General features: G+C 37.4%; 24 protein-coding genes. 16 read left to right on the top strand and 8 right to left on the bottom strand.

Annotated features, from left to right (window positions below; translation table 11 throughout):
• Positions 1-45: 45 nt before the first annotated feature.
• From NSU02_RS15365 to NSU02_RS15320, 10 genes are all read left to right on the top strand, one after another.
• Entirely contained in the window at positions 46-1,671 is a 1,626-nt protein-coding gene (locus tag NSU02_RS15365; RefSeq protein WP_339193247.1) for a spore germination protein, read from the top strand.
• 24 nt (positions 1,672-1,695) lie between these two features.
• Positions 1,696-1,929, top strand: a complete 234-nt coding sequence (locus tag NSU02_RS15360) for a hypothetical protein (RefSeq protein ID WP_066248956.1) — start codon at positions 1,696-1,698, stop codon at positions 1,927-1,929.
• A gap of 15 nt (positions 1,930-1,944) precedes the next feature.
• On the top strand, positions 1,945-3,054 hold the full coding sequence (locus NSU02_RS15355; protein ID WP_339193246.1) for an endospore germination permease: 1,110 nt from the start codon (positions 1,945-1,947) through the stop codon (positions 3,052-3,054).
• On the top strand, positions 3,051-4,253 hold the full coding sequence (locus tag NSU02_RS15350) for a Ger(x)C family spore germination protein (protein WP_339193245.1): 1,203 nt from the start codon (positions 3,051-3,053) through the stop codon (positions 4,251-4,253). The genes NSU02_RS15355 and NSU02_RS15350 overlap by 4 nt, the downstream gene beginning before the upstream one ends.
• A 122-nt stretch (positions 4,254-4,375) precedes the next feature.
• The gene (locus NSU02_RS15345) at positions 4,376-4,723 is read left to right on the top strand and encodes a YlbF family regulator (protein WP_094244619.1); all 348 of its coding nucleotides are present in this window, start codon (positions 4,376-4,378) and stop codon (positions 4,721-4,723) included.
• A 183-nt stretch (positions 4,724-4,906) separates the two neighbouring features.
• The gene (locus NSU02_RS15340) at positions 4,907-5,323 is read left to right on the top strand and encodes a GreA/GreB family elongation factor (RefSeq protein WP_063387297.1); all 417 of its coding nucleotides are present in this window, start codon (positions 4,907-4,909) and stop codon (positions 5,321-5,323) included.
• Between the two features lie 173 nt (positions 5,324-5,496).
• Positions 5,497-6,726 (top strand): ROK family transcriptional regulator, encoded by a 1,230-nt coding sequence (locus NSU02_RS15335; RefSeq protein ID WP_063387298.1) that lies wholly within the window; start codon positions 5,497-5,499, stop codon positions 6,724-6,726.
• A 95-nt stretch (positions 6,727-6,821) separates the two neighbouring features.
• Entirely contained in the window at positions 6,822-7,685 is an 864-nt protein-coding gene (locus NSU02_RS15330) for a Cof-type HAD-IIB family hydrolase (RefSeq protein WP_339193244.1), read from the top strand.
• A 97-nt stretch (positions 7,686-7,782) separates the two neighbouring features.
• Positions 7,783-9,276 (top strand): coproporphyrinogen III oxidase, encoded by a 1,494-nt coding sequence (locus NSU02_RS15325; protein ID WP_339193243.1) that lies wholly within the window; start codon positions 7,783-7,785, stop codon positions 9,274-9,276.
• Positions 9,277-9,657: 381 nt separating this feature from the next.
• Entirely contained in the window at positions 9,658-9,852 is a 195-nt protein-coding gene (locus NSU02_RS15320; RefSeq protein ID WP_133309138.1) for a hypothetical protein, read from the top strand.
• Between the two features lie 204 nt (positions 9,853-10,056).
• Here NSU02_RS15320 and NSU02_RS15315 read toward each other — a convergent pair whose 3' ends face one another.
• Positions 10,057-10,242, bottom strand: coding sequence for a YhzD family protein (locus NSU02_RS15315; RefSeq protein WP_339193242.1), 186 nt, complete (start codon positions 10,240-10,242; stop codon positions 10,057-10,059).
• A 176-nt stretch (positions 10,243-10,418) separates the two neighbouring features.
• Between NSU02_RS15315 and NSU02_RS15310 the strand changes: the two genes are divergently transcribed.
• The 4 genes from NSU02_RS15310 to NSU02_RS15295 all read left to right on the top strand — a co-directional run bounded on the left by NSU02_RS15310 (position 10,419) and on the right by NSU02_RS15295 (position 15,938).
• Positions 10,419-11,657, top strand: a complete 1,239-nt coding sequence (locus NSU02_RS15310) for a DNA repair exonuclease (RefSeq protein WP_165381992.1) — start codon at positions 10,419-10,421, stop codon at positions 11,655-11,657.
• A gap of 13 nt (positions 11,658-11,670) precedes the next feature.
• Positions 11,671-14,649 carry an AAA family ATPase gene (locus NSU02_RS15305; protein ID WP_339193241.1) on the top strand — a complete coding sequence of 993 codons (2,979 nt, stop codon included), beginning with the start codon at positions 11,671-11,673 and terminating at the stop codon, positions 14,647-14,649.
• A gap of 80 nt (positions 14,650-14,729) precedes the next feature.
• Positions 14,730-15,674 (top strand): 3'-5' exoribonuclease YhaM, encoded by a 945-nt coding sequence (gene yhaM / locus NSU02_RS15300; RefSeq protein WP_066248928.1) that lies wholly within the window; start codon positions 14,730-14,732, stop codon positions 15,672-15,674.
• Positions 15,675-15,743: 69 nt separating this feature from the next.
• Positions 15,744-15,938 (top strand): sporulation YhaL family protein, encoded by a 195-nt coding sequence (locus NSU02_RS15295; RefSeq protein ID WP_063387307.1) that lies wholly within the window; start codon positions 15,744-15,746, stop codon positions 15,936-15,938.
• Positions 15,939-16,210: 272 nt separating this feature from the next.
• Here NSU02_RS15295 and NSU02_RS15290 read toward each other — a convergent pair whose 3' ends face one another.
• Positions 16,211-17,047: a peptidylprolyl isomerase gene (locus NSU02_RS15290; protein ID WP_066248925.1), complete on the bottom strand. Its 837-nt coding sequence runs from the start codon at positions 17,045-17,047 to the stop codon at positions 16,211-16,213.
• 209 nt (positions 17,048-17,256) lie between these two features.
• Between NSU02_RS15290 and NSU02_RS15285 the strand changes: the two genes are divergently transcribed.
• Positions 17,257-17,343, top strand: coding sequence for a YjcZ family sporulation protein (locus NSU02_RS15285; protein WP_063387309.1), 87 nt, complete (start codon positions 17,257-17,259; stop codon positions 17,341-17,343).
• Positions 17,344-17,406: 63 nt separating this feature from the next.
• Here NSU02_RS15285 and NSU02_RS15280 read toward each other — a convergent pair whose 3' ends face one another.
• Complete coding sequence (locus NSU02_RS15280) at positions 17,407-17,586, bottom strand: hypothetical protein (protein WP_066248923.1); 180 nt, start codon at positions 17,584-17,586, stop codon at positions 17,407-17,409.
• Between the two features lie 123 nt (positions 17,587-17,709).
• Here NSU02_RS15280 and NSU02_RS15275 point away from each other — a divergent pair, with 123 nt between their 5' ends.
• Complete coding sequence (locus tag NSU02_RS15275; RefSeq protein WP_063387310.1) at positions 17,710-18,048, top strand: DUF1878 family protein; 339 nt, start codon at positions 17,710-17,712, stop codon at positions 18,046-18,048.
• On the opposite strand, the gene NSU02_RS15270 is transcribed toward NSU02_RS15275, so the two are convergent.
• The 5 genes from NSU02_RS15270 to NSU02_RS15250 form a co-directional block, all read right to left on the bottom strand.
• On the bottom strand, positions 18,032-18,634 hold the full coding sequence (locus NSU02_RS15270) for an HTH-type transcriptional regulator Hpr (RefSeq protein ID WP_066248920.1): 603 nt from the start codon (positions 18,632-18,634) through the stop codon (positions 18,032-18,034). The genes NSU02_RS15275 and NSU02_RS15270 overlap by 17 nt on opposite strands.
• Positions 18,635-18,929: 295 nt before the next feature.
• Positions 18,930-19,295: a hypothetical protein gene (locus NSU02_RS15265; protein WP_063387312.1), complete on the bottom strand. Its 366-nt coding sequence runs from the start codon at positions 19,293-19,295 to the stop codon at positions 18,930-18,932.
• A 319-nt stretch (positions 19,296-19,614) separates the two neighbouring features.
• Positions 19,615-20,142, bottom strand: a complete 528-nt coding sequence (locus NSU02_RS15260; protein WP_063387314.1) for a tryptophan transporter — start codon at positions 20,140-20,142, stop codon at positions 19,615-19,617.
• A gap of 82 nt (positions 20,143-20,224) precedes the next feature.
• Complete coding sequence (gene serC, locus NSU02_RS15255; protein ID WP_339193240.1) at positions 20,225-21,304, bottom strand: 3-phosphoserine/phosphohydroxythreonine transaminase; 1,080 nt, start codon at positions 21,302-21,304, stop codon at positions 20,225-20,227.
• A gap of 130 nt (positions 21,305-21,434) precedes the next feature.
• The gene (locus NSU02_RS15250) at positions 21,435-21,857 is read right to left on the bottom strand and encodes an HIT family protein (protein WP_063387316.1); all 423 of its coding nucleotides are present in this window, start codon (positions 21,855-21,857) and stop codon (positions 21,435-21,437) included.
• Positions 21,858-21,962 lie beyond the last annotated feature (105 nt).

The raw sequence follows: 21,962 nt of genomic DNA, 5'->3' as shown, positions 1-21,962 counted from the left end.
GGCACTTTACAAGTAAAAGGTTCAAAAACGTTAGGGGGATTCGGCATGAGCTTTTTAAAATTTTTTAAGAAATCGATCGATAAAAAGTCATTTGAACAGCTATTAGCAGACAAGGAAAAGCAAGATAGCAGCGAGCAACCGCAAAGCAAAGAAACGATCAAACGCAGCTTGCATGAAAACTTAAAAAAAATTAGAGAAGCATTTGGCAACAGCAGCGACATTGTTACAAGGGAAATAAGAATAGGAAGACAAGGGGAAATCCGCGTCGGGATTATTTATACGGACGGTTTGATTAACAGTGAAGCGAATCATAATTTTGTTATGGAATCGTTAATGTTTGAATTGAGAAGAAATGAAGTGGATCTGAAAGATCTGGCAGGTTTGACGCTGCTCAATTATATAAAAGAAATGGTCTTGACCGTCGGTTCGATTGAAGATGTGCATGATTTCAACGTTATCACGAATGCTGTTCTGTCTGGAAAAGTTGTTTTATTATTCGATGGATACGAACAAGGCTTTGCCGTTGAAATGAAAGGCGGAAAGGAGAGGGGAGTCCAAGAGACAACAACTGAAACAACTATTCGCGGTCCTCGGGAAGGATTTACGGAAAATTTGCGTGTCAATACTTCCCTTATTCGCAGAAAGATAAAAGACCATCGTTTATGGATTGAATCAAAAAAAGTCGGAAAAGTAACAAAAACGGAAGTCAGCATTATGTATATTAAAGGGATTGTGAGAGAAGAAGTGGTGCAGGAGGTCAGAAGCAGAATTGAACAAATTGATATTGATGGAATATTAGAGAGCGGATATATCGAAGAGCTGATTCAAGATGACTCATACACGCCATTTCCAACTATTTATAATACGGAACGGCCTGATATCGTGGCAGGACATCTTCTAGAAGGCCGCGTAGCCATTTTAGTGGACGGCACTCCTTTCGTTTTAACTGTACCGTCAATTTTTGTGCAATTTCTGCAATCCCCTGAAGATTATTATCAACGCGCAGATATAAGTTCATTAATTCGTTTGCTCCGTTTTTTCGGTTTTTTCACTGCGCTCCTTGCACCGTCTCTTTATGTTGCTATTACAACTTTTCATCAGGAAATGCTGCCGACACAGCTTTTGATCAGTCTTGCCGCCCAAAGGGAAGGCGTTCCGTTTCCCGCATTTATTGAAGCATTTCTAATGGAAATTATGCTTGAAATTTTAAGGGAAGCAGGACTTCGAATGCCAAGAGCTATCGGACAAGCCGTTTCAATTGTTGGAACATTAGTTGTCGGGACGGCAGCAGTAGACGCGGGAATTGTTTCCGCCGCAATGGTAATTGTTGTAGCATTTACAGCTATCTCAAGTTTTATGGTCAGCTCGTATGACCTAGCGATCACCGTGCGGATGTTACGATTTGTTTTTATGGGGCTTGCCGCATCTTTCGGTTTGTTCGGAATTATCCTTGGATTGGTGGCGCTAGTTCTTCATTTGAGCAGTCTTCGTTCATTTGGCGTCCCTTATTTAAGTCCAATGGCTCCGTTTACGCTGGCAGATCAAAAGGACGTTTTTATTCGTCTGCCCCGCCGTCTGCTTATTTTTCGACCACGAGTTTTTAGTTCACAGCAAAATACGAAAAGAGAGAAATCACTTTTTCAAAACGAAAATCAACGAAAGAAGAAATAGATTACCTAAAGGGGTATTAAATGAATGTGGAACATAATCGGCATTCTTTTCGTTTCTGCATGTATTTTTATAATCGAAGCTCTGCTGCTATTAAAACATAAGCTCTGGAAGGATTTTATTGTGTTTATCATTTTTCTTTTTTTAGGAACAGGATTAAGTATTGCCAGATGCATTAATTTTCCTATTCCAAATCCGATTGAATTGCTCACATGGATCTACCAGCCGCTAAGCGAAGCAGTGAACAAAATATTTCAATAAGAGGTTGGTGAAGGTATGTTAGACAACGGGAAAATAACAGCAAATCAATATAAAATGTTAGTTTTATTATTTACGATTGGAAGTTCAATTCTCGTTGCTCCTACTGCATTAGTGAATGATGCGAAACAGGATGCTTGGATAGCAACCATTTTTACGGTCATCATCTCCATTCTTTTAGTGCTTATGTACATTAAAATATATTCAATTTTTCCAAATATGACTCTTGTAGAAATATGCGAGCTTTTGCTCGGAAAATGGATTGGAAAATTCGCGGTTGCATTATTTCTCATGTATGCTTTTATTTTATCGGGTGCATTGCTCAGGGAAATCGGCGACTTTACAACTACTCAAATGATGCCTGATACACCGATCGATGCTATCCATATTGTTTTTATGGGAGTCGTTGTTATGGCAACCCTTTTAGGATTAGAAGTGATTGGACGTTCTTCAGAAATCATTTCATTATGGCTATTCATCCTTTTAGCAATCTATTTCATCGCGATTTTGCCTCAAATCAAAATAGGAAACCTGCAACCGATATTGGGAGAAGGAATGAAACCGATTTTATTTGGGTTTTATCATTTTATTAGTCTGTCGTATTTAGAATTAATCGTTTTTTTAATGATTGCTCCCTTTGTCAATCATCAAAAAGGAGCAAAAAAAGGATTTTTAGTAGGCGTTATAATTGGAGGAATCCTGCTTACATTTGTTGTCATGTTTTCCATTCTTGTTTTAGGTGTCGAAAATACAGCCAGACAAATATATCCGAGCTACGCCCTGGCAAGAAAAATTGAAATTGGAAAATTTTTTCAGCGCGTAGAGGTTATTATGGCGGGAATTTGGTTTTTATCTATTTTTTATAAGCTAACCATCAGTTTTTATGCTTTTGTTTTAGGTCTCTCTCAACTATTTAAAATAAAAGATTATCGTTCGATTACTCTTCCTATTTCTATGATGCTGATTGTGTATGCGATCGCCTTCCATCCGAACATCGTTCACTTTTTTGAGTTTGTACATAATATTTGGCCTTTGTACTCTTTAACGATCGGGTTTCTTTTTCCTCTCATCCTGTTGGGTACAGCTCTAATGAAAAAACGTCAGCGTCATGTGAGGGGAAATAGATGAATAAGCGGTTGACAAGTCTTTTATTCATATTGGCGTCCATCATGTTGCTGGCAGGCTGCTGGGATCGGAGGGAGTTAAATGACATCGCAATCGTTTCAGCATTAGGAATAGACAAAGTAGATGATGAATTACTTGTAACGATACAAGTGATCAACCCGGGACAGGTAGCAACTGTAAAACAAGGGGGAATAACAAAAGCTCCTGTTAGAACATTCCAGTCGAAAGCGCGTACATTGTCTGAAGCGATGAGAAAAGTGACAACTTTCTCGCCAAGAGCCGTTTATTCAAGTCATCTCCGCATGCTGATTATTGGAGAGGATTTAGCAAAAGAAGGAATGGGGGAAATTATTGATTATGTAGTAAGGGGGAAAGAATTTCGGACAGATTTTTATCTCTCTATCGCTAAAAACACTAGAGCTGAAAACATTTTAAAAGTACTTAGCCAGCTGGAGACAATTCCCGCACATAAATTAAGTTCTTCATTAAAGTTATCTGAAAAATCATGGGGGCCTATCGAAACAATAGAAATCAATCAATTTGTCAACGAGTTAGTTTATAAAGGCATTGAACCTCATGTGATAGGTGTAGAAATAATAGGCAATCCTGAAGCTGGAGAAAAAATAGAAAATGTTGAAAAAACAAAAGCTGATGCGTATCTCAAATTTGGTAGTGTAGCTATCATGAGGAAAGATAAGTTAGTTGACTGGTTAACGGAGAAGGAAAGCAATGGTCTCCATTATGCATTAGGAAAAGTGCAAAGAGCAGTCATTAATGTGCCATGCAAAGAGAAGAAGGTGGCAATTGAAACGATCCGAACAAACAGCAAGATTCAAACAAAAGTTGACGGTCATCAGTTTAAAGGCACCATTCAGTTGCATATAGATGGGTCGGTAGCCGAAGTTCAATGCGAACGAATGGATTTGGAGAAAATAGAAACGATAAACCTTCTGCAGAAAAAAGCTGAGGAAAAGGTTAAAAAAGATATTCTGACAGCTATTCAAGCTTCCCAGAAAAAATATGAAGTAGATATTTTTGGATTTGGAGAAGCCCTTCATCGCAGCCATCCGTCGATTTGGCATAAAGTTAAAAAAGATTGGCATGCTCATTTTAAAGATATACCGGTTCATGTGGATGTTGACGTAAAGCTAAGGAGAATCGGCACAATTAATAACTCTCCTCTTCATGAAATGAAACCGTAGCTTCCCGAACTTCCAAAAAAAAATTCCTCAGGGTGTAAGGGAATTTTAAAACTTTTTTGACAGGCGGCCTTGTCATCCTTTATATTAGCTAAAAGGGCTCGCGGAGCGAGGAGGGATTAGGAGTGTCTAATATTTTATATAATTCCGCGTACGATTTGAAAAAAGCATTAGAACAAAGCAAGGAATATATTCAATTAAAAAAATTGTATGATGATGTCCAACACGATGAATCAGCGAAAAACATTTTCCACAACTTTCGCAGCACTCAATTAAACCTGCATGAAAAACAAGTAACCGGAAAAGAAATTACTGAAGAAGAAATTATTCATGCAGAAAAATGCGTTCAATTAGTACAGCAAAACGGCAAGATTGCTGCATTGTTGAAAGCAGAGGAAAGCATGAATATGCTTTTACAGAGGATAACCAGCATTATTTTGGAGCCGCTTGATGAGCTTTATAAAACAAAGTGAGTAGTAAAAGAAAAGAATATCAAATCAAGGATTTTATTGAAAAAAATAAAATATTTGGTAGTCTAGAGTGAGATGTACTTTTTGTGCATCTCTTTTTTCATTTTCAAAATTGGAGGGAACAGATCATGAACCAAAGACTCATTTTCCATTTTTTTATTAAAGAAAAAGGAGGTGGCATATTTTATGAGCCATAGTACGCTATCCAGCTTAAAAACGGCATTGCGAGAACAATTAACGCTTTTTCAGAAACAACAAAATGACAGAACTTCTCCAATCGGCCGATTTTATATGAATAATCAAAAAAAGTTTTTGCAATATGTAAGGGAATTGGAACAGCTTTTTAATCAAGAAGATGAAGATATTTTCACAAAAGTTTTTATTGGGGCGACAGTGAAAATTGTATATTTGGAAGAAGAGGATGAAGAAACATATACAATCTGTTTTCCTGAAGAAGCTGATCCTGACCAAGGGAAAATTTCATTTTTATCTCCCATCGGTAATCAGCTGCTGCTTGAAATGAGAGGAAATTCGATTGATTTAGACATACCTGGAGGAAAAACAGCTGTTAAAATTTCTGAAATCCATTATTTAGAAAAATAAATTATGAAACATGAAAGGGGAGAAATCCCCTTTCATACTCTATTCATTACCTCTTTCAGCGTCGAGCTGTAGGAATTTCTAATAAAATATTACTTGCGAAAACCTTGATTCATTGAGATACTAAAATGTAAGGGTTTACATTACGAGCCTCTGTATATTTCGGGGTGGTTGTCATGAAAGATGAAAAAATTGTCGGCAGTTTCCAATTAATGAAATCATTGAATAAATCTTTAATTCTTAATACAATTCGGACACACGGATCGATTTCAAGATCTGACATTGCGAAAGAAACAAAATTAACACCTCCAACAGTCACAAATATTGTAAATGAATTGTTGGAAGAAGGATTGGTAAAAGAGTGGCAGACCGGATCTTCCAGCGGGGGAAGAAAACCCATTTTGTTGAAAATCAACTCATCAAATTTTTATGTTTTCGGTATTGATATCAGCCCGAGGGAAATCCGATTTGCCATCACGGATTTAAACGCTCAAACACTTTTATATAAAACAATCACCATGAAAGAAGAGATGACGAGTTCACGTTTGTTCCAAATGATTGCCAAACAGCTTTACATTATGATGGATGAAGCTTGTATAGAATTAAAAAAATTTGTAGGAATTGGCATCGGTATTCATGGCAGGATTGACGCAGATGAAGGTTCAAGCGGTTTTGCTCCCCAATTGCAGCATCGAAATGTACCGTTAAAAAAAGAGCTTGAAAAAGAATTTCGTCTTCCTGTCAAAATTGAAAATGATGTTCGTGCCATGGCAATAGGCGAAAACTGGTTTGGCAGCGGGGTGGGAATTAGCAATCTTGTATGCATTAAGATCAGTCATGGAGTTGGGGCAGGTTTTATTTTAAATAAGAAGCTGTTTCATGGAACGAACGGACTAGCGGGTGAAATCGGCCATATGTTTATAGAAAGCAGCGGTTTGAAATGTTCGTGTGGGAATGACGGATGTTTAGAGGCACTTGTTGGGTCTGAAGGGATTAAACAGCGTACATTAAACAAAATATCCCTTGGGTATAAAACGAAATTAATAGAACGGACAAACGGAATGATAGAAAATGTGAACGGACAACTGATTTATGAGGCTGCATTAGAAGGAGACCTGCTTGCTAAAGACATATTAGAGGAGACTGGCAGGTATTTAGGAATTGCCATCATGAACATTATCCATTTATTCAATCCAGAGCGGATTATTATTGGGGGCGGATTGGCAAAGGCAAAGAATTTTATTTTAACTCCGATTCAAGAAGTGGTTGAACAAAGAGCTTTGACAGAGCAAGCGAAAAAAACAGAAATTGTGTTGTCAAAGCTGGGAGATCAAGCGACGGTCATTGGCGCTGTTGCCCTAGTACTAAATGAAATGTTTTCTGTTCAATATGAATCGGTGTCATAATGTTTCCCCTTCCTTTAGTACACAAAAGTTCTAATTTGTCTCACAAGGACATATTTTCATAATAGAATTTAACAACAAGAGAAGGGGGACAACACATGCTCTACCGCTTGCTTGCCTTAAATATCGACGGAACGCTCCTCCGTTCAAATGGACGCCTTCAGCATTCTACGAAGGATGCGATAGAATTTGTTCAAAAAAAGGATGTATATATTACTTTGGTGACGAACCGCCATTTTCAATCGGCAAAAAAAGTTGCAAAGGCGCTCAAAATAGACAGCCACTTAATTACTCATGGGGGAGCGTTCATCGGAAACCGTTTAGATGAACCTCTTTATGTGAAGCGAATTTCAGAAGAAAAAACATTTAATATTGTGCAAGTGCTCGAATATTTTAATTGTAATATTCGAATCATTCATGAGCGTTTTTCGATCGGCAACCGGAAAAAAATCTCTTCAAATCTTGTAAGCAAAATGCTATTGAATTCGTCAGATCCGCTTTTTTATCCAATTCAATTTGTAGGATCTCTTGCTGATGCGTTAATTGATGAGCCAGTAGCTGCCCCAAAAATTGATGTATATTTTGATACGAAGGAGGAATTGAAAGAGGCGGAAAAAACGATACTTGATTCTTTTTATGATGTAGATGTGATCGAGATTCATGACGGAAAAATTGAAATTGTTCCAAAGGGAATATCTAAACTGAATGGCTTGCAGGTACTTGGCAATCATTTAGGCATTAAGCTGGATGAAATGGTCGCAATCGGCGACGGCCTTGACGACTTGGATATGATCCAGCAGGCAGGTTTGGGGGTTGCGATGGGGAATGCTCCGTTTGAAGTAAAACGGGCAGCAGACTGGATCACGAGGTCGAATGATGAACAAGGCGTTTCATATATGGTAAAAGAGCATTTCCGAAAACAATACCCAATTAAATTTTTAAATAAAATTAAAAACAGATAAAAAACATCCGCTTCTTAGGATGTTTTTTTCGTATTGACTGAAAAAATCCCCTTTAGTACACTATAAGGAGTTTTATTCTATTCGACAAGGTGATCACATGCGCATTCAAATCAGCGGCATAAATGATGAACGTTTTATGCGGCCTCTTCAGTTAATATCTAATTTGTTTTTTGAAGAAGCCGAAATTTTTTTAAAACCTTCTGAACATGATATCGAAGCATTATTCAATTTCGAATTCAGACAAAGTGATTTTCGGTTGGCTTGCGAGCTAAAAGCAGAAGGAAAAACGTATGAAGCTTTTTTAGAAAAAAGCTTTACCGCAACAGATGAAAAAGAACAATTCAAACAAATGAAGCAGGCGGTATTGAATGTTTATGTAACAGCTCTTCAACAGTATACGGGAATTACGCAAAAATGGGAGATTTTAACAGGTGTCCGACCCACTAAGCTTTTTCATAAAAAGAAGCTTGAAGGAAGAAAAAATGAAGAAATTTATAAACAATTAAAAGAAGATTTGCTCGTATCAAATGAAAAAATTCGCATCATGGAACAAATTGTAGAAAAACAATTAACTGTTGTTCCTGATCTTTACAATTTGACAAAAGAAGTAAGCATTTATATCGGCATTCCTTTTTGCCCGACAAAATGTGCATATTGTACCTTTCCTGCCTATGCTATTGGTGGCAAGCAAGGAAAAGTTGATTCTTTTCTCGGCGGTCTGCATTATGAAATGAGAATGATCGGCGAATGGTTAAAAGAACGAGGCATCAATATTACGACCGTTTATTACGGCGGAGGGACACCGACAAGCATTACGGCAGAAGAAATGGATATGCTTTATGAAGAAATGTATACATCTTTTCCAAATGTTGATCGCATTCGGGAAATCACAGTAGAAGCCGGCAGGCCGGATACAATTACAAGAGAGAAGCTGAATGTTTTAAAAAAATGGAACATAGACAGAATCAGCATTAATCCTCAATCATATATACAGGCAACATTGAAAGCAATCGGAAGACATCATACAGTTGAGGAGACGATTGAAAAATTTCATTTAGCTAGGGAAATGGGCATCAACAACATCAACATGGATTTAATTATTGGACTGCCGGGGGAAGGGTTAAAAGAATTTGAGTTCACCCTTGAGGAGACAGCCAAATTGATGCCTGAATCATTGACTGTCCACACGCTTTCCTTTAAGCGGGCATCGGAAATGACAAAAAACAAAGAAAAATATAAAGTAGCTGAACGAAGCGAAGTAGAAAAAATGATGAATAAAGCGGTTGAATGGACAAAGGCAAATCATTATGAGCCTTATTATTTGTACCGGCAAAAAAATATTTTAGGAAATTTAGAAAATGTCGGATATTCCCGGAAGGGTTATGAGAGTATATACAATATAATCATCATGGAAGAAATGCAAACGATTATCGGATTAGGCTGCGGGGCATCAAGCAAATTGATCGACCCGGTTTCCCGGGACATCACTCATTTCGCCAATCCGAAAGATCCGAAATCGTATAACGATGGCTTTAAACATTATACAAACGAAAAAATCAAATTGCTAAACGCTCTTTATGGCGAAAATTGATAATTTTACGCTCCACATACGTATCGGGTCGTGTTGAAAGGAGGGCCCGATAGAAAACAAGAGCTTGGGAACGTCGAAAATGGAGAACGATTTCCGTATTTCCCTAAAAACACTTTAGAATAAATTTTAATAGATGAGATCGCGAGACTTAATCATAAAAGCGATTGCGCCATTAGCCTGCAACAAACGTAGCCGGCAGACTTCAGACAAAACATACAAAAGCAAGTAGAGAAATACGAGCTCTTTCTCTACTTGCTTTTATTTTTAGGACTTCTTGCACAGCCTCTGATAAATCTGTTTCATCATGTTAGCCATAATGATTTTTTAAATTAATGGGATGATATTGAAGGGGGCTCTGTGAACAAAATGGGAGATAATAAGATGTTTATCATAATTGGAATAGTCGGTCTTTTAGCTATTACTTTTTCAAATTTAGTTCTTAAATATGATGTCGTCGCGACCATTATTAGCATTGTTGTGATCGGGATTTTAGTAAGCTCCAGAACCAAAATCATCCTAATTTTTGGGAGTCAGTTTTGGAAAGAAAAATGCCCCCCACAAAATGCTGGGGACTAGGAAAAAACTGATTTTAGATGCCCACTACAATTTTTCCACACGGGTAAATGGCTAAAAAGCGTCATATCCATTTAGATATTTTAAATTAGCCTCATAAAATTTTGGGAGCAGGATGAATATAGCGGGCGGCTTATGCCGCGCAGTATTTTTGTTGTGAAAGACTTCCCCTGTCATTGTTTTGTGGACTGTCAATCCTGATAAGTTTTAGCGATGAAATAAAACAAGCCGGCCAGAAGAAGTAACTAAGCGATGCGCGGTATTTAAACATTGATGCTCCTTCAATATTTTTGAACCGATTTCTTTTGCCTCTTGTTCTGAATTTGCTTCAAACTTTTCATTTAAAAGCAGTTCTCCTTTGTTTGTAAACGCAGTTAAAAAATATGTCGGCATTTCAAACATCCTTTTTTAAAAAATATATTTCTTTTTCCTGAAAAAAAATCCTTTCAGCTTTTTTTAAAAAATTTTTTGGCAGGGGCCCGGGTACCGGGATGTATTTTTTCACATTAAAATGATATAATATGGAAAAGCAAACGTACGTTCCGGAAACGAGTGAAAAGAGGGAGACTATGACTCGCCGCATAACATTTATACATACGGCAGATTTGCATTTAGATAGTCCGTTCACAGGGCTTGAGCATTTGCCGGAAAGCATCTTTAAAAGAATTCAAGAAAGTACTTTTACGGCATTTGAACGTGTAATTGAACTGGCGGCAAAAGAAAAAGTCGATTTTATACTGATCGCAGGAGATTTGTATGATGACGAAGACCGCAGTTTGAAAGCCCAGTTGAGATTAAAGAAACAGTTTGAACGGCTCAATGAAGAAGGCATCCAAGTTTTTATTATTTTTGGAAATCATGATCATACAGGAGGTAATTGGGTTCATATTCAATGGCCTGAAAACGTTCATATTTTTTCCGATCGTGATGTAGAATGTATACCGTTTGTCCGCGACGGAAAGGTTTTAGCCAACATTTACGGCTACAGCTATCCGACTCGTTCGGTTACAGAAAATATTGTCTATAAATTTCAAAAAAGAAGCGAAGCGCCGCTTCATATCGGTCTTCTTCACGGCACCGCGTCAGGGACGGAAGGACATGAGCCGTATTGTCCTTTTACGATTCAAAATTTATTGGAAAAAGATTTTGATTATTGGGCTTTAGGACATATACATAAACGGCAAATTTTACATCGTTCCGACCCTCCGATTATTTATCCGGGAAATATTCAAGGCCGCCATAAAAAAGAAACGGGAGAAAAGGGAGTGTATCTTGTAGAATTAGCAGAAGGCGGGAAAAGCGCGTACCGATTTGTGCCGGTATTTGACATACTTTGGAATGAAATCAAGCTCTCTGTAAATGAAATAGCTGCTGTTAGCGAGCTATATGATCATATTCGAGCGGTAAAGGAACAGCAGAGACGAAATGGCTCGGCTCTTTTGACAATTATGCTAGATGGAGCTTCATCATTGTTTTGGGATCTTATGGATCAGGATCATTTGGATGAGCTTGCGCAAATATTGAATGAAGAGGAAGAAGGAAAGAACGAATTCGTTTGGATTGTTTCCATTCAACATCAAATCGTGCCGAGCGACGACTTTTTCTCCTCCTCTTACATTTCGAAAGATTTTGAACAAATTTTGGATCATTTTCATCAATTTGACGAAGCGATGGAGCCTTTATATAAAAATCGTTTATTTCGGCGTTTCTTTCAATCTTTCACAGAAAATGAAAAAGAAGAATTGATAAAAGAAGCGAAAACAATGATTTATTATGAGCTGTTTAAGCAAGAATGGAAGCGGTCGTAAAAAAGGTGATAAGATGAAAATAAAAGAACTGCATATTTATGGCTACGGAAAATTTGCAGATAAAAAAATTTCATTTTCGGATCATGGCATACAAGTCATTTACGGTTTAAATGAAGCCGGAAAATCGACGCTGATGTCTTTTATCCATAGCATGCTGTTCGGATTTCCCGTTAAACAGCATCCGGATAAACGGTTCGAACCGAAAGCGGGCGGAAAATACGGCGGGGCATTAATCATCGAATGTGAAAATTTCGGAACAGTAAAAGTGGAGCGCGTAAAAGGGAGAGCCGCAGCGGGGGATGTAACTCTTTATTTCCAGGATGGACGGACAGGAGGGGATAAAGAGCTGGCTGAAATTTTAAAAGGAACCGACAGACCAACATATCAAGCGATTTTTTCCTTTGATTTATTCGGGCTGCAAAAAGTGTATGAGCTGAATCGTGAGAAGCTGGGAAAATATTTATTTTTAACAAGTGTATTCGGGTCTGATCAGTTATATCGTTTAGAGGAGAAACTGCAGAGAGAGCAGGAGGATTTGTTTAAACCGAACGGACGAAAACCGTTGCTGAACAGATCGTTAAATAAACTGATGGAGGACTTTGCAGAACTGCAACATGCAAAAGAACAGCAGCGCGCTTACAATTTTTTGATCAAAGAAAGGGACAGCTTAGAGAAGCAGCTGAAGGACTGCCAGAACGAGAAGGTGACGCTGAAAACAGAACGGAAAAAAGTGGAAAAACAAATAGCAGTTCTTCCCCTTTTGGAAAGACGGAAAGAATGCTTGCAGCTGTTAAAAGATTTTCCTGACGGCATTCAATTCCCGGAGGACGGGTTTGTTCGGCTGGAAAAGCTTTCGGCAAGAAGAGACGAAGTTTTAGAACAGCTGGGAAGGGTGCAGGAAAAAGAAAAGGGGATCGAGGATTCCTTATCAGCCTTGAAGATCGACGGCCGTCCAGCTGACGAGACAATATTTGAGGAATTAAAAAGTCAATTTCCCCTCATCCAAAAACAATTAGAAGAACAAAAACTTTTCATTGTTCAACAACAAATGCTGGAAGGACAGATTCATGAGGAGCTCATCTATATTTTCGGCCATCAAGATGAAAATGCTATAAAAAAAATCGACACATCTGTTCGCATGAAGGAAAAAATAAAGGATGCTGCGAAGAAATATGAACAATTATTTCAAAGAAAAAAGCTTCTCGATGAACAATATGAGCGTGCCCAATATTCGCTGGAAGAATGTGAGCGCCGCATAAAAGAATACGAATCTTTTCTGCTTGATCCATCTGAAAGGGAAAGATTAATAGAGGAGCAGTCAGCCATAGAACAAGAAATGGCGCAAACGGCCGACAAACATTATTTAAAAGAGCAGATTGCCCAGTTAAAAGCAAAAATCAATGAAAGAGAAAAAAAGAATCGGGAAAAATTAAAAAAATGGAAAATTCTCACTGTATCTTTGCTATCTGTTTTTGCGTTTGCCATTGTTCTTTCGTTTGTTTATAAGAATTGGCTGTTTTTAACAGCGTTTCTTCCTTTCATCATTGTTTTCTTTTTCTTCCGTCCACAGGATGATGAGCTGTTAAAGCATTTACAAAATGAGCATGGACAGCTTGTGAAAAAACTTGATAAACAAAATGATTCCCGAATCTTGGAAAGAACGTTGCGTTTGAAGCATATTAAGGAAATATTATGGAAGGATCAGCAAGTCCGCCAAAAAATTGAGATCGAAAAGATGAATTATAAAGGTAAAGAACAAGCTTATGAACGGATTCTTTCGTTATATGATGAATGGGAACATGAAAAGTATCAATTGCAACATTTAATTTTCCCGTTTTATGAACATTTTCATCTTCCGAAAGAAGCCGAAGGATCACAATTGCTTGAGCAGTTTGAACGCATCGCAAGCTGTCAAAAGCTGATAAGAGAAAAAAGAATGTTAGAGGAAAAAGTTCGTTTGTATGAAGAAAACTTAAATCAGTTTAGAAAAAAGTTTGAGCCTTTGTGTGAATATTATAACATTCGTGCCGACTCAATTGAGAAACGCTATTCAGAACTGAGAAGAATAATGGAAGAAAATATAAAGAAACGATCGCAAAAAGAGGCATTGATGAAGCAGCTAAAAGAGGTTCAAGAGGAAAAAACAAAATTTCGTTTGACCTTTCAAAGCATTGAAAGAGAATTAGAGAAGCTGTTTCAGTCAGCCGGAGCAGCAAGCGAGGAAGAATATAGAAAAATAGGAATGCTCAAAAAAGAGAAAGAAAAAATCGAAACCGAATTAAACTGGATTGAAGGGCAGCTGCGAACGAAAGGATTATTGACATCAAGTGATATGAACGATTATCAAAATGAGAGGGCTTTGAAAGAGCGAGAAACATTTCTTGAGGAAAAAGAAGAAGAACTCGAAAAAATGGAGGATTCTATCCGGAAGAAATTAGCGGAAACAGAAATAGAGATTAGAAAAATAGAACTATCAGGTCTATATTCTGAGTTGAAATATTCGTTTGAAATGAAGCGTTCTGCAGCAAAAAAGCTTGCGAAAAAATGGGCGGCAATGGCAGTGGCAAGAGAGATGCTGAAACATACGACGAATTATGTTCGAAATGAAAAAATGCCGAAGTTGTTGCATAAAATGGAATATTTTTTCCGAATAGCAACGTCTGGGGAATACGAAAACATTTATCTGGCGGAGGGTTCGCCTTCTTTCTCAGTGAAAAGGAAAGACGGGCTTATTTTTACGGCTGAAGAACTGAGTCAAGGAACAGCTGAACAACTGTACACGGCGATCCGGTTTGCGCTGGCAGAAAGCATGCAAAAGAGAATTCATCTTCCATTAATGATCGATGACAGCTTTGTGAATTTTGACCATTTGCGCATAAAAAATATTGTGAGTATTATGAGACAGCTGTCGGATCATCATCAAATGCTGCTGTTTACTTGCCATCAGCATATATTATCTTACTTTCAAGACGAAGAAATCATTTACTTATAAAATATATTTGTTAGACCGTCGCACATTTGGTTCGTATGCTATACTATAAGTTACGAGGCGGAAAGTGGAAGGAGAATACGATGGCTAAAGGAATTATTCATTACAATGTTGGGGAGCAGGTAGATCTTTTTTTGCTGATAAAATCAGTAACAAAAGGTATTGCAAGCAATGGAAAACCTTTTTTAACGTTAATTTTGCAAGACCGTTCCGGGGAAATTGAAGCAAAACTATGGGATGTGAGCAAAGAAGATGAAGAAAATTATCTGCCTCAACAGATTGTTAAAATATTTGGCGATATCCATCATTACAGGGGAAGAAATCAACTGAAAATCCGCAACATCCGATTGGCAGAGCCGCATGAAAATTTAAATGTACAGGATTTTGTAGAAAGAGCGCCATTATCTCAAGAAGAAATGGTTGAAAAAATTACGAAATACATATTTGAAATGAAAAATCCAAACATTCAACGGATAACAAGATTCTTGATGAACAAGCATCAAAGCGCTTTTCTCTTATATCCGGCGGCGACGAAAAACCATCATGAATATGTATCAGGCCTTGCCTATCATGTTGTTTCCATGCTTGATCTTGCCAAAGCGATTGCTGACTTTTATCCGAGTTTAGACAAGGATTTATTATATGCCGGGGTCATACTTCATGATCTTGGCAAAGTAATTGAGCTGTCGGGCCCCATTTCCACTTCTTATACAGTTGAAGGGAATTTGCTTGGGCATATTTCCATCATGGTAAACGAAATTGGAGAAGCAGCGAAGGAACTTGGGATTTCCGGCGAAGAGGTCGTCATTTTGCAGCATATGGTATTGAGCCATCACGGGAAACCGGAATGGGGAAGTCCGAAAATGCCGATGGTTAAGGAAGCGGAAATTCTCCATCATATTGATAATATCGATGCAAAAATGAACATGCTGGACCGGGCGCTTGAACGAGTCAAGCCGGGAGAATTTACGGAACGGATTTTCGCTCTGGACAATCGCTCATTCTATAAACCGTCATTTCATCGATAGAGAATCATAATATAGAGCCCCTTGCATAAAATGAAATAAAAAAGCTTGTCTATGCAAGGAGGAGATGGAATGACGTTTCTGCCGTGGTGGGTATATTTATGTATTGTTGGAATTATTTTTAGTGCATATATGGCATATAAAACAGCTAAAAAAGACAAAGAAATAGAAGAAATTTTTATTGAGCGGGAAGGAAATGTATATATCGAAAGAATGAAAAAAGAAAAAGAAAAGCGAGCGAAAGAAAAGATGACATCTGCAAATTAGAAACTAAATTGTGTCAGCTTTTCTACTATGCTTTCAATTTCCTCTATCCGACCAGCGGGAGCGCGACGATTTTCGGAAAAACATCATCAAACAGTCAAAAGACATCAGACAAAACGTGAGCTGCTTTAATCCGGATAAAAAGATCCATTGTCAACCCGGCAAAGCTGGTGCAGGTTGATAAAAAAACATTTATATACGCTCACATGTTTTGAATGCTAAAAAGGGGGGACGAAGCTTTGCTTTTAGTCCCCCTTTCTTCTATATGCCATATGTTAATTTTGGGTTTCAAACAAATCTTTTAGATCTTTGTCGTTTACTTTTACATCTGCGTTTTTAATTGCTTTGTCAATAGCTTCCTGCATCAATGACGGATCAGATATTTTCTGTTTTTTGACATCTTCTTTCAGGCTGTCTTTCATTTCTTCGAATGGTTTTACCGTCTGAGTGATTTTAATAATGTGGTAACCGTATTCTGTTTTAACAGGATCGCTGATTTCTCCTTCTTTTAATTTAAATGCCACATTTTCAAATTCTTTCACCATCTGGCCTTTGCCAAACCATCCAAGATCTCCGCCGTTGGAGGCAGATCCGTCGATCGAATATTCTTTTGCCAAATCCTCAAATTTTTCGCCTTTATTAAGTTTTTCTTTTACTTCTTTCGCTGTTTTTTCATCTTCCACTAAAATGTGGCTGGCGCGTACTTTTCCTTTCAATGAATCATAATATTCTTTTAAATCTTTATCTGTAATTTTAATATTCGCTTCTGTTGCCTTCTTGCGTAGCAAGTCGACCTTCACGATTTGTCTCAAAACCTTGTCTCCGTATTGCTGAGCAATTAAATCGTACTGGGAGCCGTACTGCTGTTTCATTTTTTCGAGCTCTTCATCAATTTCTTTGTCGGAGACTTTAAATTTTTCGCTTAATACTTTTTCATGCACAAGTTCTTGTAAAACATCTTTACCAAAACGGTTTTTCAATGCTTCATAAAATTCGTCCTTCGTAATATCTCCGGCTTTTGTTTCAACGACCGCATCATTTGCACCGTTTGAACATGCATTCAAAGCGAATAAGCTGGCCGTTGCGATAACCGCTAATGCAAATTTTTTCATACTTTACAACTCCTACCTTTTTTTGTCTATCTAAAACAAATATACTCACATTTTGACATGAAACTATATGATTTGCAACTGTTTGTCCAAGTAATGGAAAAATCGTTTCGAATTTGGGTTAAGAAAATTCCAGTAAGAAGGACAAATGCCTATGCGAAAAAAAGAACAGTGCATACGATAACGTAAAGACACAAAAAGGGGGTGTCGTGATGAGCGGAGGATATGGTGGAGGCTTTGCGTTAATCGTTGTATTGTTCATCTTACTAATTATTGTTGGTGCTGCTTGGATCTATTAATGGTTTCAAAAAAGTCGGCAGAAGAGGTTTTCTGCCGGCTTTTTTAATGAAGTAAAAAAACTTTTAAGTAAAGGAAATTTCTATGTATGATGAAATTAGTAAAATGGTAATTAAGACATTAATGGTGCGGAATACGTTTGACTGTTTTTCTTCAGGGAGTTCACGAATGGAACAAAGAGCAGTTGTCAGTTTGTTTATATAAAATAGAATGAAGACGGCAAAAATGATAAAATATAATAGCATTTGAAATCCCCCCTTCCATTCATACCTATTACAATATCAAAATAATGACAAAAAAGATAGGGTTATGGGAAATTTTTGGGGAGTTTTCAGCCCCCATTATGAACCGAAGAAAGATGTGATGGAATGAAAGATTTAGAAAGAAGACTGGAAACTCTAGAATATTATATGTCTTTGTTTATGAAAATGATGAATATTGAAATGTATCCTTTCTACAAGCTCGTGATGGAAAAAGGGCTTATGAAGGAGGAAATAGAAGAGGTTTTTCGCATATGCGATGAATTAGCAAAGGAGCATAAGGAGCAAAAAGCGCAAGGATTTGTATATTTTGAAAATCTCCTTACGCTTTTTGCCGGACAGCTGACGCCAAAGCTGGATGTCAATGAAACGATCGATGCCCTTTATTTACAAGGGCTGTATACTGAATTAATGAAAGACTTAAAACGAACTATTGATTCACTGTAGTTTTTAAATAAGAATGTTCCTCCACATCTTTCTTTTTCTTGATTTTTCCGTCTTCAATGACAAAGTCATTTTCGATATTATTGAATGAGCGTTCAAAAATTGTCATGAAATCGTCTCCGTAAATGTTTCGGATAATTGCTGTAATTTCGATCATTTCAGGAAATTTTCCGTATAGATTTTGCAGCGGAAGCGCGCCTTTCAGAACGGTGTTTTTGGATGGATCATAATCTTCAAGAAGCTTAAGCAGCACTTCCTCTCCTTTTTCTGTTAATTGTATGTAAGTATTTCTTTTATCATTTTCTTTTTTGGAAAATTTTAAATAACCGCGTTCTTCTAATTTTTTCGAAAAGTTGAATGCCGTCGATACGTGCATGACCCCAAATTTTGCGATTTCTGAGATCGAGGCTCCTTTTAAATGATAGGCGATCCATAATATATGATGTTCATTGATGTTTAAATCATATGGTTTAATCCAGCGCTGCCAATCCTTTTCAATGGATTTCCAAAGCGCTTTGCTTAGCTGAGCGACACGCTGGCTGAACAGAAGTGCATCTTTTATCGTATAGCTGTCGAGCGATCTCTTCAATTTTTCCACCTACTTTGTATAATACTAACATTTTTAATATCTTCTATTATGCCAATAAAATAAAGATTTATAAAGATGTAATTTACGAAATTTTTAAATAAATAGTGAAACACTAAAAATAGTACACATAGAAGCGGTAATAAATTTTGCGAAGAATGATGAGAACGATCAAGATTTTCTATACTGTAACAATTTTTCATGATTATAAATTATAGCAAAAAAGAATTGACACCCTGCCAATTCTTTGACATGCTTAATATTTTTAATTGTAAAAGGCTTCCGCAAACTTGAAGCGTCAGTTTCTTTCTTTTTTGATTTGATCTTCTAGCTCTGTTAATTTATCTTTAATCTCTTTTACATGCAGCTCCAAATTTTTTTTATTCGGATCAATTTCCATCTGCCATGCTTGAATGGACCGATTGACATCTGCAGCGACTTCTTTAGCAATTTGCAAGCCTTCTTTCGCTGATTGTGCGATTTGCTTTTTTAACGATTTCCCATCAGATTTCAAGTCTCCAAATATGTTTTCAAGCTTATGCAAATTGCATCTGGTTTTTTTTAAAACATTGCCGTTCCTCGCTTGAGCCGTAATCAGTGCAGCTGCTCCGGCAACAACACCGCCGACGAAAAATCCATATAGAAAAGATTTGCCTTTTGACATTTTTACCACTCCTATAGTTCCTTGTTTTCAAAATCCGTCAATAAAAACATAGCCTTAGTTGAAGATGCATAAACTAAAAGTAAGGGAGGGAAATTATGGCGGGTGTTATTTTTTTATTTTTTATCATTAGCATGTTGTTTCTTGTAGGAGCTTTTTATAATTTGAAGTTAGCCAATTCTGCGAGTTCATATCCTCCAAAACATCTTCTGAAAAAGAGGGCGTCAGTTTTAGCGATTGGCGGATTAACGTCACTTTTAATAGCTTTTCTTCTTTATTATATACAATAATAAAACCCGATCATAGATCGGGTCAATCTGTTTTATTTATTTTCTGATAGAACGTTAGAACGTTTAAGAATGCTTTCAACAATGGGATAAATAATCACCATTGCAATTGTATTGATAACTGTTGCCGGCAATACAACCGCAAGGAACAATGCAGTAAATCCGGCGCCTCCTGGGAGACCTACAAGTAAGAGCGCTGCTAAAAGAAACACTGTGCCGGAAATTAATGTTCCTATGACTGTTAAAATTCCCGCCCTTGCTATTGCTTGTTTGAGTGGTTTTAAGGCTAGAAATAGAAAATATATTAAAAATGCCGTCAAAATTTTATCAATAATATTCGGAACGAGTCCGCCGGGAAAACTGGTTGTCAATCCGGATAATATGCCAGTTGCAATGCCCAGCAGACCGGCGTTTGTCATCCCAGGAAACAAGAAAATTCCTAAAAACATCATCAACAGCATCATATCCGGCTTCATCCCGTTAAATATGGGCGGCACAATCGCATGAAGAGCAACGCCGATGGCGACAAATAAAGATAAAATGACTAATTCTTTCGTTCTCATCTCTAAACTCTCCTCTTCTGTTCTCATCTTTAATAAACTTTCCACTATTATAGCGTATGATCGTTAAAGTTAGGATAGGCTTTTAATGTTTTTTTCTGAATTCTTTCATAAACTGGGCGAGCTTTTCACATGCTTCAATCGTTACCGCATTATAAATGGATGCACGGCAGCCACCGACAGAACGATGACCGGATAGACCTATTAATCGATTTTCTTTTGCCTCTTGAACAAACGCTTTTGTCAATTCATCAGACGGCAGCGTAAATGTTACGTTCATGAATGAGCGGCTTTCTTTTTCTGCATGTCCTTTGTAAAAGCCATCGCTTTCGTCTATAGCGTTATATAATATTTGAGCTTTTTGTTTGTTTCTGCGTTCAATTTCAGCTACTCCGCCTTGTTCTTTTACCCATTCAAACACTAGAGAAAGCATGTAAATGGCAAAGGTCGGTGGAGTGTTATATAAAGAGTTTTTGCTTGCATGTGTTTGATAGCTCAAAATAGTTGGTACATTTTTATTTGCTTTTTCAATTAGATCTTTTTTAATGATGACAACAGTGACTCCGGAAGGTCCTAGATTTTTTTGCGCCCCTGCGTAAATGAGATCGAACTGTTCGATATTCAGCTCTCTGCTCAAAATATCGCTGGACATATCCGCAATCAGCGGTGCATTCGTGCTTGGGAACTCATGCCATTGCGTCCCAAAAATTGTGTTGTTTGACGTAATATGCAAATACGCAGCATTTTGGAGCGAATTTGCCTCGAATTGTTTTGGGATGTGTGTGTAATTTGACTCTTTGCTTGATGCCAACACATTTGTTTCACCAAATTTTTTTGCTTCGCTTAACGCTTTTTCAGACCATGCTCCGCTTAAAATATAATAGGCGATATTTTCATTATTCAAAAAATTCATCGGGATCATGGCAAATTGCAGACTTGCCCCGCCTTGTAAAAATAACACATCATACGAATCAGGGATATTAAGCAATTCTTTCAATAAGCTTTTGGCATTATTGTGAACCTCATCATACGCCTGGCTCCGATGGCTCAGCTCCATGACGGACATGCCTGTATGATTGAAATTCAACAGCTCGCCTTGAGCTTTTTGTAATACTTCGACTGGTATAGCTGCTGGTCCTGCATTAAAATTGTATACTCGATCCACGATTCGTCCTCCTTTTAACACATTTATAAAAACATCCTATCATGAAAAAAGGAGAGGGGAAATAAAAAATTTTGTGTCGGTTAGAAAACAGTAAGGATCCTGTTGTTAGGATCCTTTAGCCGTTTATTTTTTATTGCAATCCGCCTTTTATTGTTTCAGCAAGCTGTGCAAGATCTTCTGGAGTATAATCATTTTGATGGGATTTCCATACTATGCCTAAACCATCTTCTTTTCCGTGTCGAGGAATTATGTGCATATGGTAATGAAACACTGTTTGACCGGCTTCTTCGCCATTGTTATTGATTAAATTTAATCCTTTTGGATTCAATTGTTTTTTTACTGCCTTTGCGACCTTCGTAACAGCTTCAAAAAAGTTTCTTGAGATGTCAGGTGTGAGCTCGAAAACGTTTTCTTTATGTACTTTTGGGATGACGAGTGTATGTCCTTTCGTTACCTGCATAATATCCATAAAAGCTAAAACGTGTTCATCCTCGTATACTTTTGCACAAGGAATTTCTCCGTTAATAATTTTACAAAAAATGCAATCGCTCATAATGACACTCCCCGCAATTTTTTTCTTTATTTTACCACGTGTTGAAAATGAAAGAAAACATAAAAAGGAACGAACATAAGTCCGTTCCTTTGAAGAGGGGTTTCA

Source organism: Aeribacillus sp. FSL W8-0870 (assembly GCF_037963755.1).
Taxonomy (GTDB): domain Bacteria; phylum Bacillota; class Bacilli; order Bacillales; family Aeribacillaceae; genus Aeribacillus; species Aeribacillus composti.
The sequence above is the reverse complement of the archived record's forward strand: the minus strand, read 5'-3'. Positions and strand labels throughout refer to the sequence as shown.